12 protein-coding genes are annotated in these 14,424 nt (G+C 72.9%); 5 read left to right on the forward strand and 7 right to left on the reverse strand.

Going from position 1 to position 14,424, the window contains the following annotated elements; genetic code table 11:
• Positions 1–13 precede the first annotated feature (13 nt).
• The 3 genes from ACIQ7M_RS13740 to ACIQ7M_RS13750 are packed head-to-tail and all read right to left on the reverse strand — an operon-like array spanning position 14 to position 3,366.
• The gene (locus ACIQ7M_RS13740) at positions 14–1,762 is read right to left on the reverse strand and encodes a histidine phosphatase family protein (protein ID WP_403643339.1); all 1,749 of its coding nucleotides are present in this window, start codon (positions 1,760–1,762) and stop codon (positions 14–16) included.
• A 12-nt stretch (positions 1,763–1,774) separates the two neighbouring features.
• The gene (locus ACIQ7M_RS13745; protein ID WP_386987704.1) at positions 1,775–2,518 is read right to left on the reverse strand and encodes a zinc ribbon domain-containing protein; all 744 of its coding nucleotides are present in this window, start codon (positions 2,516–2,518) and stop codon (positions 1,775–1,777) included.
• Positions 2,515–3,366 carry a Nif3-like dinuclear metal center hexameric protein gene (locus ACIQ7M_RS13750; protein WP_403643342.1) on the reverse strand — a complete coding sequence of 284 codons (852 nt, stop codon included), beginning with the start codon at positions 3,364–3,366 and terminating at the stop codon, positions 2,515–2,517. Before ACIQ7M_RS13750 ends, ACIQ7M_RS13745 begins: the two co-directional genes overlap by 4 nt.
• A 276-nt stretch (positions 3,367–3,642) precedes the next feature.
• Here ACIQ7M_RS13750 and ACIQ7M_RS13755 point away from each other — a divergent pair, with 276 nt between their 5' ends.
• A complete protein-coding gene (locus ACIQ7M_RS13755) occupies positions 3,643–5,952 on the forward strand; it encodes a hypothetical protein (protein ID WP_403643345.1) in 2,310 nt (769 codons plus the stop codon).
• A 48-nt stretch (positions 5,953–6,000) separates the two neighbouring features.
• Positions 6,001–6,171, forward strand: coding sequence for a hypothetical protein (locus ACIQ7M_RS13760; RefSeq protein ID WP_403643347.1), 171 nt, complete (start codon positions 6,001–6,003; stop codon positions 6,169–6,171).
• Positions 6,172–6,351: 180 nt separating this feature from the next.
• Here ACIQ7M_RS13760 and ACIQ7M_RS13765 read toward each other — a convergent pair whose 3' ends face one another.
• From ACIQ7M_RS13765 to ACIQ7M_RS13775, 3 genes are read right to left on the reverse strand one after another with little or no spacing between them, the layout of a single operon-like run.
• Positions 6,352–7,302, reverse strand: a complete 951-nt coding sequence (locus tag ACIQ7M_RS13765; RefSeq protein ID WP_386987677.1) for a 3-oxoacyl-ACP reductase — start codon at positions 7,300–7,302, stop codon at positions 6,352–6,354.
• A 49-nt stretch (positions 7,303–7,351) separates the two neighbouring features.
• Positions 7,352–8,428: a Zn-dependent alcohol dehydrogenase gene (locus ACIQ7M_RS13770; RefSeq protein WP_355774280.1), complete on the reverse strand. Its 1,077-nt coding sequence runs from the start codon at positions 8,426–8,428 to the stop codon at positions 7,352–7,354.
• A 34-nt stretch (positions 8,429–8,462) separates the two neighbouring features.
• Complete coding sequence (locus tag ACIQ7M_RS13775) at positions 8,463–9,320, reverse strand: MaoC/PaaZ C-terminal domain-containing protein (protein WP_403643351.1); 858 nt, start codon at positions 9,318–9,320, stop codon at positions 8,463–8,465.
• 372 nt (positions 9,321–9,692) lie between these two features.
• On the opposite strand from ACIQ7M_RS13775, the gene ACIQ7M_RS13780 reads away from it, so the two are divergent.
• Genes ACIQ7M_RS13780 through ACIQ7M_RS13790 form a run of 3 tightly spaced genes read left to right on the forward strand, consistent with a single transcriptional unit; the run spans position 9,693 to position 12,558 of the window.
• A complete protein-coding gene (locus tag ACIQ7M_RS13780) occupies positions 9,693–10,574 on the forward strand; it encodes an ABC transporter ATP-binding protein (protein WP_355766392.1) in 882 nt (293 codons plus the stop codon).
• Positions 10,574–11,293, forward strand: coding sequence for an ABC transporter permease (locus ACIQ7M_RS13785; protein WP_355766329.1), 720 nt, complete (start codon positions 10,574–10,576; stop codon positions 11,291–11,293). Before ACIQ7M_RS13780 ends, ACIQ7M_RS13785 begins: the two co-directional genes overlap by 1 nt.
• Before the next feature lie 14 nt (positions 11,294–11,307).
• Positions 11,308–12,558, forward strand: a complete 1,251-nt coding sequence (locus ACIQ7M_RS13790; protein WP_403643355.1) for a sensor histidine kinase — start codon at positions 11,308–11,310, stop codon at positions 12,556–12,558.
• Between the two features lie 64 nt (positions 12,559–12,622).
• Here the strand turns inward: ACIQ7M_RS13790 and ACIQ7M_RS13795 are convergent, their stop codons facing one another.
• A complete protein-coding gene (locus ACIQ7M_RS13795; RefSeq protein ID WP_403643549.1) occupies positions 12,623–14,116 on the reverse strand; it encodes an alpha-L-arabinofuranosidase B in 1,494 nt (497 codons plus the stop codon).
• Positions 14,117–14,424 lie beyond the last annotated feature (308 nt).

The following is a 14,424-nucleotide window of genomic DNA, read 5'->3' on the forward strand; positions in this document are numbered from 1 at the left end:
GGGCCGGTCGGGGTCAGCGCAGATGCGAGGTGTCGTTGAACAGGCGGACGCTCGCGTTGCCGTCCCCGTAGTACGCCACGGCCGACAGCGACGCCGCCGACAGTTCCATCCGGAACAGGGACTCCGGCGGGGCGCCGAGGGCCAGTCGTACGAGGGTCTTGATCGGGGTGACGTGCGTGACGAGCAGGACCGTGCGGCCCGCGTAGGCGGCGATCAGCTTGTCGCGAGTGACGGCCATGCGGAGCGCCGTCGCGGCGAAGCTCTCACCGCCGCCGGTCGGTTCGGCCTCCGGGGAGGCGAGCCAGGCGTCCATGTCCTCCGGGTGGCGTTCACGCACCTCGCCGAAGGTCAGCCCCTCCCAGGCACCGAAGTCCGTCTCGCGCAGGCCGTCCTCGATGACGACGTCGAGGCCGAGCCGGGCGGCGACGGCGCCGGCGGTCTCGCGGGTCCGGGCCAGCGGGGACGCCACGATGGCCTGGATGGTGCCGCGCGCCGCCAGTGCCGTGGCGACGCGCTCGGCCTGTTCGCGGCCCGCGTCGGACAGCGAGGGGTCGCTGCCGCCGCTGCCCGAGAACCGCTTCTGCGGGGTCAGGGGAGTCTCGCCGTGGCGCAGCAGGACGAAGGTGGCGGGGGCGCCCATGTCCGGGGGTGCGCTCCAGCCTGCGGCGGGTGTGGTGGCGGTCACGTTTCTCGCGGCGCGCTTGTCGTCGTCCGCCTTCTCGGCTCGGCCGGCGTCACCAGGCTCTCCGGCTCGGCCGGGGTCTCCCCGCTCCGCGGGCGCCTTGCCGGCTTCGCCGCCGGGGGACGGGGTACCGCCCGTCACCGTCGGCCGGCCGTCGCCCGTCGGGGGCTGGTCGCGCAGTTCCCCGCGCCCCTCACGGGGCGCTGCCCCCTCCGCCAGGATCGCGGCTTCGCCGCCGGACGACGAGGTGCCACCCCTCACCGCCGGCCGGCCGTCGCCCGTTGGGGGCTGGTCGCGCAGTTCCCCGCGCCCCTCACCGGGCGCTGCCCCCGCCGCCAGGATCGCGGCTTCGCCGCCGGACGACGAGGTGCCACCCCTCACCGTCGGCCGGCCGTCGCCCGTCGGAGGCTGGTCGCGCAGTTCCCCGCGCCCCTCACGGGGCACGTGCGTGCCACCCGGCGTCGTCGGCCGGGTCTCGCCCGGCCCGGGCTCGGCGCGCAGTTCCCCGTGCCTCTCACGGGGCGACTCGGCGCGGGATTCCTTCAGGGCTGCTCGGGCCCTTGCCGCGCCCGCTGTGGCGTCGCCGGGTGGGGCCGTCGGCTCGGGGGGCGTGGAGCGGGTCGTGCGGGCGTTCAGTTCGGCGGTCGACGCCGACGGGGACCAGGGCTCGCCGCGCTTGCCGGCGTCCATCGCCTCGTTGGCCAGACGGTCCGCGTGCTTGTTGCGCTCGCGCGGCATCCACTCGTACGTGACCTGGGAGCCCGGGAGGACCGCGGCCGCCCGTGCCGCCAGCGGCTTCATGTCCGGGTGCTTGATCTTCCAGCGCCCGGACATCTGCTCCACGACGAGCTTGGAGTCCATCCGGACCCTGACCCGTGCGGTCGCGTCGAGGTCGCGGGCCGCCTCGAGGCCCGCGACCAGGCCCCGGTACTCGGCGACGTTGTTGGTGGCGACGCCGATGTACTCGGCGCGCTCCGCCAGCGTCTCCCCGGTGGCCGCGTCGATGACCACGGAGCCGTAGCCCGCGGGCCCCGGGTTGCCCCGGGAACCGCCGTCGGCCTCGACGATGAACTCCCGCACGGACGAGCCTCCCTACAGGCCGGACTCGGACGTACGCACCAGGATGCGCTGGCAGTTCTCGCAGCGCAGCACGGCGTCGGGAGCGGCCGCCTTCACCTCGTTGACCTCGGTGATGTTGAGCTCCAGGCGGCAGCCCTCGCAGCGGCGCTGGAAGAGCCGGGCGGCGCCGACGCCACCCTGCTGGAGGCGCAGCTTGTCGTAGAGCTTGAGGAGATCGGCGGGCACGGAGGCGGAGATGACCTCGCGCTCCTTGGTGACCGAGGCCGCCTCACCGTCGAACTCCTCGAAGGCGGCGTCCCGGCGCGCGGTCGCGTCGTCGATCTTCGCCTGGACGGAGGAGACCCGCTCGGTCAGCTCGGCGACCCGCTCCTGGGCGGACTCGCGGCGCTCCATGACCTCCAGGACGACGTCCTCGAGGTCGCCCTGGCGCTTGGCGAGGGAGACGATCTCGCGCTGGAGGTTCTCCAGGTCCTTGGGGGAGGTGACGGCACCCGAGTCGAGGCGCTGCTGGTCGCGGACGGCACGCTGACGCACCTGGTCGACGTCCTGCTCGGCCTTGGTCTGCTCGCGGGCGCAGTCGCTCTCCTCGGTCTGCGCGGCGACGAGCAGGTCGCGGAGCTGGGTGAGGTCCTTGTTCAGCGACTCGATCTCGGCGTGCTCGGGCAGCGACTTCCGCTTGTGCGCGAGCTGCTGCAGGCGCGAGTCGAGGGACTGGACGTCGAGAAGTCGGATCTGGTCGGCGGGCGCGGCGTTCAGTTGGGGGCTCCTGATGTGTCGTTGTGTGAGGCCGCGTGGGCGGTCCAGGGGTCGGTGACCGTCCGGGAGACGTGGACGCGCAGTCCCCATCCCTTCCGGTCGGAGATCTCGTCGAGCTGGGCGGCGGCCAGCTCGCACCAGGGCCATTCGGTGGCCCAGTGCGCCGCGTCGAGCAGCGCGAGAGGACTGTGGGCGCGGGCCTCGGACACCGGGTGGTGCCGCAGGTCCGCGGTGAGGAACGCGTCCACGCCCGCGGCGCGCACGTCGTCGAAGAGGCTGTCCCCGGAGCCGCCGCTGACCGCGACGGTCCGCACCAGGGCGTCGGGGTCACCCGCGACGCGGATGCCCTGCGCGGTGGCGGGCAGCCGCTCGGCGGCGCGGGCGGCGAGTTCGCGCAACGTCAGCGGATGGTCGAGTTCGCAGACGCGGCCGAGGCCACGGCGCCCCTCGGGGTCGGTGACGTCCGGTACGAGGGGCCGTACGACCCGCAGGTCCAGCGCCCCGGCCAGCGCGTCGCTGACTCCCGGGTCGGCACGGTCGGCGTTGGTGTGGGCGACGTGCAGCGCGATGTCGTTCTTGATCAGCGTGTGCACGACCCGGCCCTTGAAGGTGCCGGCCGCCACCGTCGTCGTACCGCGCAGATAGAGCGGGTGGTGGGTGACGAGCAGGTCGGCTTCCAGCTTCACCGCCTCGTCGACGATCTCCTGGACCGGGTCGACGGCGAACAGGACGCGCGTGACGTCCTGGTCGGGGTCGCCGCAGACGGTGCCGACCGCGTCCCACCCCTCGGCCCGCTCGGGGGGCCAGAGGGCGTCGAGCGCGGCGATGACTTCAGACAGACGGGGCACGGGGAAAGGCTACCTGTCCCACGTCCCTGTCCGACCGGTCGTGGGCCGGCGGCCCGTATCGGGCGCGGGCGGCGGACGCGCGGGTCCGCGCCGGGGCGGCGGGCGGGCCGGGGTTCCCGCCCCTTCCGGCGCACGTCTTCCCGCCATCGTTCAGCACATCCGCCCCGTTCCCTCAGGCGAATCCCGACAGGGCCACCCTTATGTGTGAAGCAACAGCCCGTCGTCCCCCCGCCTGTGCGTGCGAAAACTACCTTCGTCGCCGGAGGTGACCGAACGATGACGGCCGGTGCGAGAGAACCCGAGGTGCGGAGCGAGCGCGCGATCGGCGGCGGGTACGGTGACGCCGCGAGCCGGTGGGCCGCTCCTCCCGTCTGCGTGATCACCGCCGACGGCGCCTACGGGGCACGGCTCGCCCGCGACGGCGAGTCCTGGTATCCGGAGCGCTGGACCCTCGACGGCCCCGAGCCGTACGCCGTACCGCTGCCCGGTCCGCAGCCGGAACCACCCGGCACCGAGGTGCTGCCGCTGACCGACGGCAGGGTGCTGATCCATCGTGTGAACGACGGACGCCACGCCTTCTCCCTCCTGTATCCGACCGGTCCGGGCACCGGTGAGCTCCCGCTGGGCGCGGTGGAGTGCCCCGACGCGGGCACCCTGCTGCGGCTTCTGCCGCCCGCGCCGGACGGGGAACGCGCGTACGCCCTCGCGGTGGGCCGGGGGTCGACGGCGGTGTGGCAGGTGGCGGGCGGCGCGTTCGGCCCGGAGCATCTGGCGGAGGTCCCGGGCCACTGCTCGGGAGGGGTGTGGCTGGACCGCACGGGACGCCTGCTCGCGCTGGACCGCTCCCAGGACGGCCGTACGAAGACCGTGGTCGTCGACCTGGAACGCGGCGGAGAGGTGTCGCCGCTCCTCCAGATCTCCGAGCACAGCAACGACCGGCTGCTCCTCGCGGACGCGGACAGCGGACTCCTGCTCATCCGGTCCGACGCGCCGTCGCCCGGCCGGGACCGGCTCGGCTGGGGCGTGCTCGGCAGCACCCTGCCCGTCCGCTTCCCGGACTGTCTGAGCGCGACGGGGTGTTCGATCAGCCCGTTCGCGATCCAGCCGGGCCAGGTGCTGACCCCGGAGTCCTGCGCGGTCGCCCTGCGCGTGGACGGACCGGGCGGCACCTGGGTGGGGGTGTGGCGTCCGGCCGAGCGCCGGATCCACCATCGCCCGGCGCCGGAGGGCTGGTTGCCCGGCACCGGACTGTGGACCGCGGAGGGGGTGCTCCACCTGCCGTACGTGACAGGGGTCGTCCCGTGCGGTGTCGCCCGGCTGGAGGCGACCGAGCGGGCGGGGGGCCCGGACACGGGGGATCCCGCTCCCCCCGGTCTCCCCGCACCGCGGCCGGTCCCCCTCCAGCAGGCGCCCCTGCGGCCCGCGCCGCCGGCCGGTTCACCGCACCCGGCCCCGGGAACCGAGTCGCCCCGGGCGTTCCCGGTGCACCTGACCCTGAGCGGCGGCACCGCCCGCGCCCCGAGGGACGAAACGGTCCGCGCCGCCGACGGAACGGGGGCATCACCCGCCGGTACGGGTCCCGTGCCCGGGGGCCAGGAGCCGCTGTCGACGGTGACGAGCCTCACCCCGAGGACCTCGCCCGGTGAAGCGCGGTGGGCGGACACGAACCCCGGCCTCGCGACGGGCGGGGCGCTCCCGCCCGTCGTGCGGCTCGCCGGCGAAGGGACCGAACCGGTCCGGCCGGTCGCGCGACGCGCCCCCGAGCCCGGGAGGCCCGCCCGGCCGCAACCGAGCCGCTGGACCAGGGTTCCCCTGCCCCTCGCACCGGAACGAAGCCGCCGGACCGGACCCGCCGGGACTCCCGCGCAGGAGCAGGACACCTGGACCCGGCCCACCGGAACACCGGCGCCGGACCAGAGACACCGGACCGCACCCGCCGGGACACCCACGACCGAGGCGGACCTCTGGACCAAGGTCGCCGAGACTCCCCCGCCCGGCATGAGTCTCAGGACCCGGGCCGACGGGACACTCCCGGGCGGCATGACCGTCACCCTCGAACCGGCCGGGCCGCTTCCGCCGGCCACGACCATCGGCATCGACCAGGCCACCGCCGCCATCGGGGCCACCGAGGCCACCGCCGAGGCCGGGCTCGCCATCGAGGCCGGGTCCGCCCCGCAGCCCGAGGCGGACATCGCGGCGGAGGCCCCCACCGAAGCCGCCTCGGTCGCCGGACCCGGCCGCACCACCGATCCCGGTCGCGCCCAGCCCGCCCGCACCCAGCCCGCCCGCACCGAACCCACCCTCTGGACCAAGGTCGCCGAGACTCCCCCGCCCGGCATGAACCTCGGTGCCCCGCCCGGCGCGACACCCGCGGGCGGCACCGTTTCCGGGGACGGGATCACCGACGCGGTGCCGACCGCCGGCGAGTTCAGGGAACAGGTCGCCCTGAGGCCCCTCGCCGCCGTGGCGCACGGACCCGCGGAATCCGGGGTTCCGAGTGTGTTGGCCCACACGGACGAGGAGAAAAGGGGCAGCACGGGCGAAGAAACGTCACCCTCCGACTCCCGTGCGATGACCGCACGTTAGACTCCCCCGGCTGTAAAGAAGGATCTTGCATACGGGGTGAACACTTCAATGAACGACTCGAGCACCATGGAAGCGCCGGGCACCGACGTCCACGAGACGTCGGCCGCCCGGTCCGAAGGCCACGGCAGACACCGCGGCCCGGTCTCCGGCCACGACGACGAGGCGACCCCTCAGGGCCGCCACCGCAAGCCGTCCGGCCAGTCGGCCACGGCGGTCTGACGGACCTCACGACAGCCGAAACCGGCGTACGGCCCCGCTCGCACCATGGCGAGCGGGGCCGTCTCCGTGTGGGGCTCCCCCCGGCCGGTGGGGCTGCCCCACCCCGGCCGACAGCCGACCACGGCCCGCCGACGGCCGTCCGCTCAGCGAGGCGACCCCTCCGCTCGACGAGGCGAGCCCTCAGCGAGGAGAACCCTCCCGTTTGAGCCCCAGCACCTCCATCGCCGCGAAGGTCTCGCCGCTCGGCCGGTCCGCGTAGTACGGGGTGAGCAGCGCGTCGAGTTCATCGTGGCTGAAGGTGTCCTGCTTGCTGTCGAACTTCGCCGCCACCCGCGGCCGTTCGACGACCGCGACCATTCCGCCGTGCACGACGAGGAGCTGCCCGTTGACGTGCGCGGCGGCGGGTGAGGCCAAGTAGCCGACGAGCGGGGCGACATGCTCGGGGGCGAGCGGGTCGAGGCCCTCGTCCGGCTGTCCGAATCCGGCGAAGACGTCCTCCGTCATACGGGTGCGGGCGCGTGGGCAGATGACGTTGGCCGTGACGCCGTACTTGGCGAGTGCCAGCGCCGTCGAGGTGGTCAGGCCGACGATTCCGCCCTTCGCCGCCGCATAGTTGGGCTGTCCGGCGGAGCCGGCGAGGAACGCCTCGGAGGAGGTGTTCACGATCCGCCCGTAGACGGGCCCGTCGGCCGTCTTGGAGCGGGCCCGCCAGTGCGCGGAGGCGAAGTGGGTGGTGTTGAAATGGCCTTTGAGGTGGACCCTGATGACCGAGTCCCACTCGTCCTCGGACATCGAGAAGACCATCCGGTCGCGCAGGATGCCCGCGTTGTTGACGAGGATGTCCAGTCTCCCGAACGCGGTGACGGCCGACTCGACCAGTTCGCGGGCCTGTTCGTGATCGGCGACGTCCCCGGTGTGGGCGACGGCCCGGCCGCCGGCGTCGCGGATCTCGGCGGCGACCTCTTCGGCCGGGGTGGCCGAGGCCGCGCCCGATCCGTCCCGTCCGGACTGCCCGTAGTCGTTGACGACGACGGCGGCGCCCAGCCGGCCGAGTTCCAGCGCCTCGGCCCGGCCGAGCCCGCGCCCCGCGCCGGTGACGATCGCGGTGAGCCCTTCAAGTGGCAGTGACATCAGGGTCCTTAGCGGTTGGGGTGGAGGTCCGCACCGGCGGCCGCCCGGGTCAGATCTCGATGCACGTCCGCAGGGCGGTGCCCGAACGCATCTGGTCCAGCGCCTCGTTGATCCCGGCCAGCGGCACCCGGTGGGTGATCAGGCCTTCGAGGTCGATGCGGCCCGCCCGCCACAGGGCGATCGTGCGCTCGTAGGAACGCAGGACGTCCCCGCCGCCGTACATGGAGGGCAGGATGCGCTTCTCGTCGAAGAACAGCTCGAACATGTTGAGCTGGAGGACGTCGTCCATGGCGCCGGCGCCGACGACGACGAGGGTGCCGCCGCGACGGGTGTGGTCGTAGGCGGTGCGGGCGGTGGCGGACTTGCCGACGACCTCGAAGACGTAGTCGAAGCCCTCGCCCGCGGTCACCGACTGCTTGGCGTCGGCGAGTTCGTCGGGCGAGACGGCCTTGGTGGCGCCGAAGCCGAGGGCGGCCTCGCGGCGGGAGGCGACCGGGTCGACGGCGACGATCTCCGCGGCTCCCTTGAGCCGGGCGCCCTGGATGGCGGAGATGCCGACGCCTCCGCAGCCGATGACGGCGACCGACGAACCGGCCTCCACGTCGGCGGTGTTGAGGGCCGCGCCGAGTCCGGTGGTGACGCCGCAGCCGATCAGGGCGGCTATGTCGAAGGGCACGTCGTCGGGGATCGGGACCGCGCAGCCGGCGGCGACGACGACCTCCTCGGCGAAGGTGCCGGTACCGGCGAAGCCGAAGACGTCGCCGCCGGGGCGCTTGAAGTTGGGGGTGCCCGCGTTCATGAAGCCGGCCAGGCACAGTTCGGTCTGGCCCCGCTTGCAGGAGGGACAGGCGCCGCAGGCGGGCAGCCAGCAGATGACGACACGGTCGCCGGGCTTCACATGGGTGACGCCCTCGCCCACCTCGGTGATCTCACCGGCGCCCTCGTGCCCGGGCACGAACGGCGCGGGCTGCGGCAGGACGCCGTTCATGGCGGACAGGTCCGAGTGGCACAGTCCCGTGGCCCGCACGCGGATGCGCACCTTGCCGGGCCCGAAGCCCACCGCCTCGACGTCGTCGAGGACCTCGAGCTTGTCCTGGCCTGTCTCGTGCAGTACGGCTGCGCGCATGGTGCGGCTCCCCTCGGGACGGTTCGTACGGGTGTCAGACGTGTTCGACGACGGTGTCGGCGAGGACCGGCGCGTCGTCCCGCTCGACCGCGCTCACCGCCACCCGGACCGTGCCGTCGCCCGGCCACATCCGGATGCGCAGGGTCTCGCCGGGGAAGACGACTCCGGCGAAGCGGGTGGTGTAGGCGCGGACGCGGGTCACATCGCCGCCGAGCAGGGTGTCGACGACGGCCTTGAGCGTCATGCCGTACGTGCACAGCCCGTGCAGGATGGGCCGGTCGAAGCCGGCGAGCTTGGCGAACTCGGGGTCGGCGTGCAGCGGGTTCCAGTCCCCGGAGAGCCGGTAGAGCAGGGCCTGTTCCTCGCGGATCGGGCGTTCGACGGTCCGGTCCGGTGGGCCGGAGGGGGCTTCGAGGCGGGCACTGGGTCCACGGTCGCCGCCCCAGCCGCCTTCGCCGCGTACGAAGATCTGGGCGTCGTTGGTCCACAACGGGCCCTCGGCGTCGGTCACTTCGGTGCGCATGACGAGGACGGCGGCGGTGCCCTTGTCGTAGACGGCGGCGATGCGGCCGGTGGCGGTGGCCTTGCCCTCGGCGGGGATCGGCCGGTGCAGCCGGACGCTCTGGCCGCCGTGCAGGACGCGGGCGAGGTCGACGTCGATGCCGGGCATGGACAGTGAGCTGATCACGCCCGGTGAGCCGGCGCCCGCGACGGTGGCGAAGCTCGGCAGGACGTGCAGCCGGGATTCGAGGGTGTAGCGCAGTTCGTCGGGGTCGGTCGCGGGGACGCCCGCGCCGAGGCCGAGGTGGTAGAGCTGGACGTCCTTGTGACTCCAGGCGATCTCGCCGGTCCGCGGCTGGGCTGCGACGGCCTTGGCGGCGTCAATGGGCATGGGGCTCCTTGCTCGACTGCGCGAAAGACCTCGGTGCGGCCGTCCGCACCGTCGGCCGCACCGAGGTCGACTCCGGGCCGTGGAACCCGCTCGTTCTAGAACGCGTTCCAGTACGGCGAACCCTTGTATAGCCGAGCGCCCAGCACTTGTGAAGACTACTGACGCCATGTCAGATCGAGTCGCCGCCCGCCCGCGGCGGGTCGCGTCGCGGTCGGCGGCCGTGACATTTGTCCCGGCCGATCGCCGACAAGTGCATCTGCCGGGGCACCGCCCCGGACCTCTAGCGTCGTCCTCATGACACGGACAACGGGGACGACGGCGGGAAAGCCGGCGGGAACGTGCGCGCCGCCGGTGACGGGGACGGCGCCCGCGGTGCGCTTCAGGGGTGCGGTCAAGACCTTCGGCGACGTGCGCGCCGTGGACGGTCTCGACCTCGACGTGGCGAGCGGCGAGACGGTGGCGCTGCTGGGACGCAACGGCGCGGGGAAGTCGACGACGATCTCCCTGCTCCTCGGCCTGGACGAGCCGGACGAGGGCTCGGTCGCCCTCTTCGGCGGCCGCCCGCAGGCGTCGGTGCGCGCCGGGCGGGTCGGCGCGATGCTCCAGGACACGCGGCCGGTGCCGCGGGTCACCGTGCGGGAGCTGGTCTCCTTCGTGGCGGGACGCTATCCGGCGCCCCTGCCGGTGGCCGAGGCGCTGCGGCTCGCGGGCATCACGGAACTGGCCGGGCGGCGCGTCGACCGGCTGTCCGGAGGGCAGGCGCAGCGGGTGCGGTTCGCGGTGGCGCTCGCCGGGAACCCCGCGCTGATCGTGCTCGACGAACCCACCGCGGCACTCGACGTGGAGGCACGGCACGCGTTCTGGGAGTCGATGCGGGCCTACGCCCGGCGCGGCCACACCGTGCTGTTCTCCACGCACTACCTGGAGGAGGCCGACGCGCACGCCGACCGGATCGTCGTCGTCGACCGGGGGCGGATCGTCGCGAACGGGACCGGGGCGGAGCTTCGGCGGGCGGCGGGCGGCAATCTGGTCTCCTTCGACCTGGCGGGGCTCGACCCGGACGGTCTGGCGCTGCTGCCGGGTGTGGTCGCCGTGGAGGTGCGCGAGGGGCGGGCCCGGCTGCGCACGGACGACTCGGACGCGACGGTGGTCGCGCTGGCCGAACGGGGTGCGGTCCGCGGCCTGGAGGTCGTCCCCGCGTCCCTGGACGACGCTTTCATGGCCCTCACCTCGCGCGACCGGGAGACGGTGTGATGTTCGACTATCTGCGGCTCGAAGTGCGCCGGACGCTGCGCGACACCGGCTTCGTGATCGGCGGTGTCGCGATGCCGGTGATGATGTATCTGCTGTTCACCAATCTCGGCGGTGGCGACGACGGCGCGTGGAAGACGGCCTCGATGGTCGGCATGGCCGCCTACGGGGCGGTCGGCTCGGCGCTGAACACGGGCGGCGGGGTCGCCGAGGACAAGGTGAGCGGCTGGCTGCGGCAGCTCCGGGTGACCCCGATGACCTCGCGCCAGGTGGTGCTGGGGCGGGCGCTGACCGGTTCGGTGACCGTGCTGCCCGCGATCGTCGCGGTGCTCGCGGCCGGCGGTCTGGTCAACGGCGTACGGCTGGACGTCTGGCAGTGGGCCGCGACGGCCCTGCTGCTGTGGCTCGGCTCGGTCCCGTTCACCCTGCTGGGCCTCGGCAACGGCTACCGGATGACCGCGCAGACGACGGGTGTCGCGAACATGGTGTGCAATCTGGGGCTGGCGCTGGTGGGCGGCCTGTGGTTCCCCATCGCCCTCTTCCCCGGCTGGCTGCGCTCGGTCTCCGCGTACACGCCCACGAACCGGTTCGCGCAGCTCGGTGTATCGGTCACCGAGGGCCGGGCACCCGGCCTCACGGCGGTGGCGGTACTGGTGGCCTGGCTGCTGGCGTTCGGTTCGTACGCCGTGGTCTCGTACCGTCGATCCGCACGAACCGTCTGAACGGGGAGCGGGACATGTCCTGGATGAGAGGGATCGGCTGCCAGGTCCGCGCGTTGCGGGCCGAACGGAGTCGCTGGAAGGCCGACATGGAGCGGTTCAAGGAGGAACAGCGGGCCGCGCGCAGGAGCGGCGGCGCGATGCCGGAGAACCCGGGGCCGCCGCCGACCGGCTTCGCGCTGCTGCCGTGGCTGCTGCTGGGGATGGGCGCGTTCTCCAACCTCTTCCAGGGCAGGACACCGCAGCCCTGGGTCGGCGCGGTGGGCCTGCTGGCCTTCAACTCGCTGTACATCTACGTGACGTTCCGGGCATTCACGAAGCCGACACGGGAGGCCCGATCGACCCGGGTGGCGCTCGTCCTGATGGGCGTGGTCACCTGCGCGCTGGCCATCGGGTACGGCGGAACCTGGCTCTACTTCTTCCCGCTGCTCGGGCTGGCCACCGGGGCGGTGGTGCGCGGCCCCTGGCTCGGGAAGATCGGGTTCGGTCTGACGGTGCTGGCCGCGTCGGTGTCCGTCTTCCGGGCGGGCTGGGACGCGGTGAACGTGGCCTACGGCACCTTCCTGTCCACGATGGTGACGGCCGCGATCCTCTCCCTGTCCGAGGCCGTGCGGGAACTGCGGGCGGCCCGCGAGGAGTTGGCGCGCCGGGCCGTGGAGAAGGAGCGGATGCGCTTCTCCCGCGACCTGCACGACCTGCTCGGGCACACGCTCTCCGTCATCGTGGTGAAGTCGGAGGCGGCCCGCAGGCTGGCTCCCCGGGATCTGGACGCGGCGCTCGTGCAGGTCACGGACATCGAGTCGGTCGGCCGGCAGGCGTTGACGGAGATCCGCGAGGCGGTCACCGGCTATCGCGAGGGCAGCCTCGCCACGGAGTTGGACCGGGCCCGCTCGGCGCTGTCCGCGGCGCGGGTGGAGCCGGTCGTCCGGCAGTCGGGGCCGCCGCTGGTCCCGCAGACCGAGGCCCTGCTCGGCTGGGTGCTCCGCGAGGCCGTCACCAACGTCGTGCGCCACAGCGACGCGACGCGGTGCGAGATCACCGTCGACGGCACCGCGGACCTGGTCCGGCTGACCGTCTCGGACAACGGCACCGACGCCTCCCCGGCGGACCCCGAACCGGGCATCGGCGGAACCGGCCTCAAGGGCCTCACCGAACGCCTCGCGACGGCCGGCGGCTCCCTGCGGGCGGGCCGGACGGCGCGCGGCGGTTTCGAGGTGAGGGCCGAACTCCCGGTGGAGGTGACGGATTTGACGGAGGCGTCGGTCTGAGGGACGGAACACCGCGCGGCGGCGGGCGGGCCCGGTGGGCCGGCCCGCCGCCGGGCGGCCGGGGCTACGGTGCCCAGGGTGACGTGACGGCCCAGCTCACGTCGTCCGTCCACGAGGTGGCGGTGTCGAAGGCGTTCGTGCCGCCGTTGCTCGCTATGTAGACGTTGTAGTTGTAGTGCCGGAGGTATCTCGTCGGGTAGTTGTACGACGCGAACGAGGTCCCCGTACCGCTCTTGCCGGTCTGGGCGCAGAACGTGGCGTCCTGCCTGAACTGCGTGGTGCCGGTCATGGGTTGCCGGGTGAGCCGGTAGTCGAAGTGCCGCAGGAAGTCGCCCGGGTAGTTCCGTGATTCGAAGGAGTAGCAGGAGCTGTCGGCGAGCCCCCGGCGGACGATCCAGGTGGCGTCGCTCTTGTCGAGTGCCGAACTGCTCGACGTGATCGTCGAGACGACCGCCGCGTTGTTCTGGTGGCGGATGTAGCCGGTCGTGCAGCACGAGGTGGTCGCGCGCAGCGAGATCTCGGACCCGGCCGTCAGCGAGCCCGTGCTGCCGGTCGAGCCGCCGTAGCCGACGGAGACGATGTTCGACTGCACCTGGTTGTCCGCGGCGTCCGTCGGGATGCCCGAGGTCATGACGCCCTCGAAGAAGGACCCGATGGAACCGTTGCTGTTGTCGCCGCCGGTGCCGAGGACGATCGCGCCTTCCTGGTGCATGGGCGAGTAGCCTCCGGCGGTGGGTTCACCGCCGGAATAGGTGGTCGTGAGACCGCCCGATTGGGCGTTGCCGTATTTCAGCGCGAAATGGTCCTGACCGTTGTTCTTCAGCAAAGCGGTCACGAACGGCATCGCACCGGTGCCGGTGTTCGACGTGTTCCTGCTGTATCCGGCGTCCGACTGGAAGAGCCCGTTCTCCAGGTCGGCCTGCACCCACGGGCCCTGGCCGTAGCAGGGCGAGAACCAGCACTCGGTGCCGAAGTTGATCGCGTCCATGTGGCCGTTGCCGGTGTCGAGGTTGTTGGTCTCGGCGTTGCCGTAGTCGAAACAGCAGCTCCCGTTGACGTGGGTGCCGGAGGTCACCATGTACATCCCCTCGGCGGCACCGTTCGTGGCGACTCCCGAGGTGGAGTTGTCCCGGTAGCCCATGCCGGCGGAGATCTCCAGACCGTAGACCTGATGGCCGCCGGCGGTCACCGGCAGGGCGTCCGCGGGCGCCCCGACATCGGCGGCTCCCGCCCCGCCGGCACCCTCGATCGTGAGGTCGTTGTGGCGCGACGACTGGTCGTAGATCTTCGTGACGATGCAGGTGGTGCCGCCGCAGAAGGTGTCCTGCGCGGCCGCGTTCGCGTACCCGCCGGCCGCGAGGAGACCGATGTTCGCGGTGCCGCCGTCGGAGGCGCGCTGCACCTGGTAGAGCGAGCCGTTGTACGAGGAGTAGAGCGCCCTGACGAGGCTGTGCGCGGCGACGCAGGGGGTGCCGGCGGCGGCGTAGACGTCGCACGGGAGCGACCCCGCGGCGATGGCCCGCGGCGCCCCGACGGCGAACGCGACGACGGCCGCCATCACCGACAGCACGGCCAGGACTGTGTTCCTCAGGCGCCGTAAGCGCACGAAGGATGACAACACGGTGCACCTCTTCCGTTCCTGGTAGGACAGTGCGGGTGCCCGGTCGAAATACCGGACATCGTTCGATCGATATGCCGAACCAATTCCCGGTCGAAATTCCGAACGTTTGCAGAAAACTGCCCGGCTCGGGAATGGCCAAGGGGAGCGCTGAATTCCGAGGCGATTATTTGCCCGTGGCCGGGGGCCGTCAAGACGCGCGGACGGGGACGGCGACGATTCCCGGGGTCCGCCGTAACGCGCGGGGC

Origin of the sequence: Streptomyces sp. NPDC096324 (assembly GCF_044763015.1) — a bacterium.
Taxonomy (GTDB): domain Bacteria; phylum Actinomycetota; class Actinomycetes; order Streptomycetales; family Streptomycetaceae; genus Streptomyces.

Coding starts and splice junctions, on each gene's coding strand:
- ACIQ7M_RS13755 (WP_403643345.1), top strand. CDS start 3,643: ATGACGGCCGGTGCGAGAGAACCCGAGGTGCGGAGCGAGCGCGCGATC.
- ACIQ7M_RS13760 (WP_403643347.1), top strand. CDS start 6,001: ATGAACGACTCGAGCACCATGGAAGCGCCGGGCACCGACGTCCACGAG.
- ACIQ7M_RS13765 (WP_386987677.1), bottom strand. CDS start 7,302: ATGTCACTGCCACTTGAAGGGCTCACCGCGATCGTCACCGGCGCGGGG.
- ACIQ7M_RS13770 (WP_355774280.1), bottom strand. CDS start 8,428: ATGCGCGCAGCCGTACTGCACGAGACAGGCCAGGACAAGCTCGAGGTC.
- ACIQ7M_RS13775 (WP_403643351.1), bottom strand. CDS start 9,320: ATGCCCATTGACGCCGCCAAGGCCGTCGCAGCCCAGCCGCGGACCGGC.
- ACIQ7M_RS13785 (WP_355766329.1), top strand. CDS start 10,574: ATGTTCGACTATCTGCGGCTCGAAGTGCGCCGGACGCTGCGCGACACC.
- ACIQ7M_RS13790 (WP_403643355.1), top strand. CDS start 11,308: ATGTCCTGGATGAGAGGGATCGGCTGCCAGGTCCGCGCGTTGCGGGCC.
- ACIQ7M_RS13795 (WP_403643549.1), bottom strand. CDS start 14,116: ATGGCGGCCGTCGTCGCGTTCGCCGTCGGGGCGCCGCGGGCCATCGCC.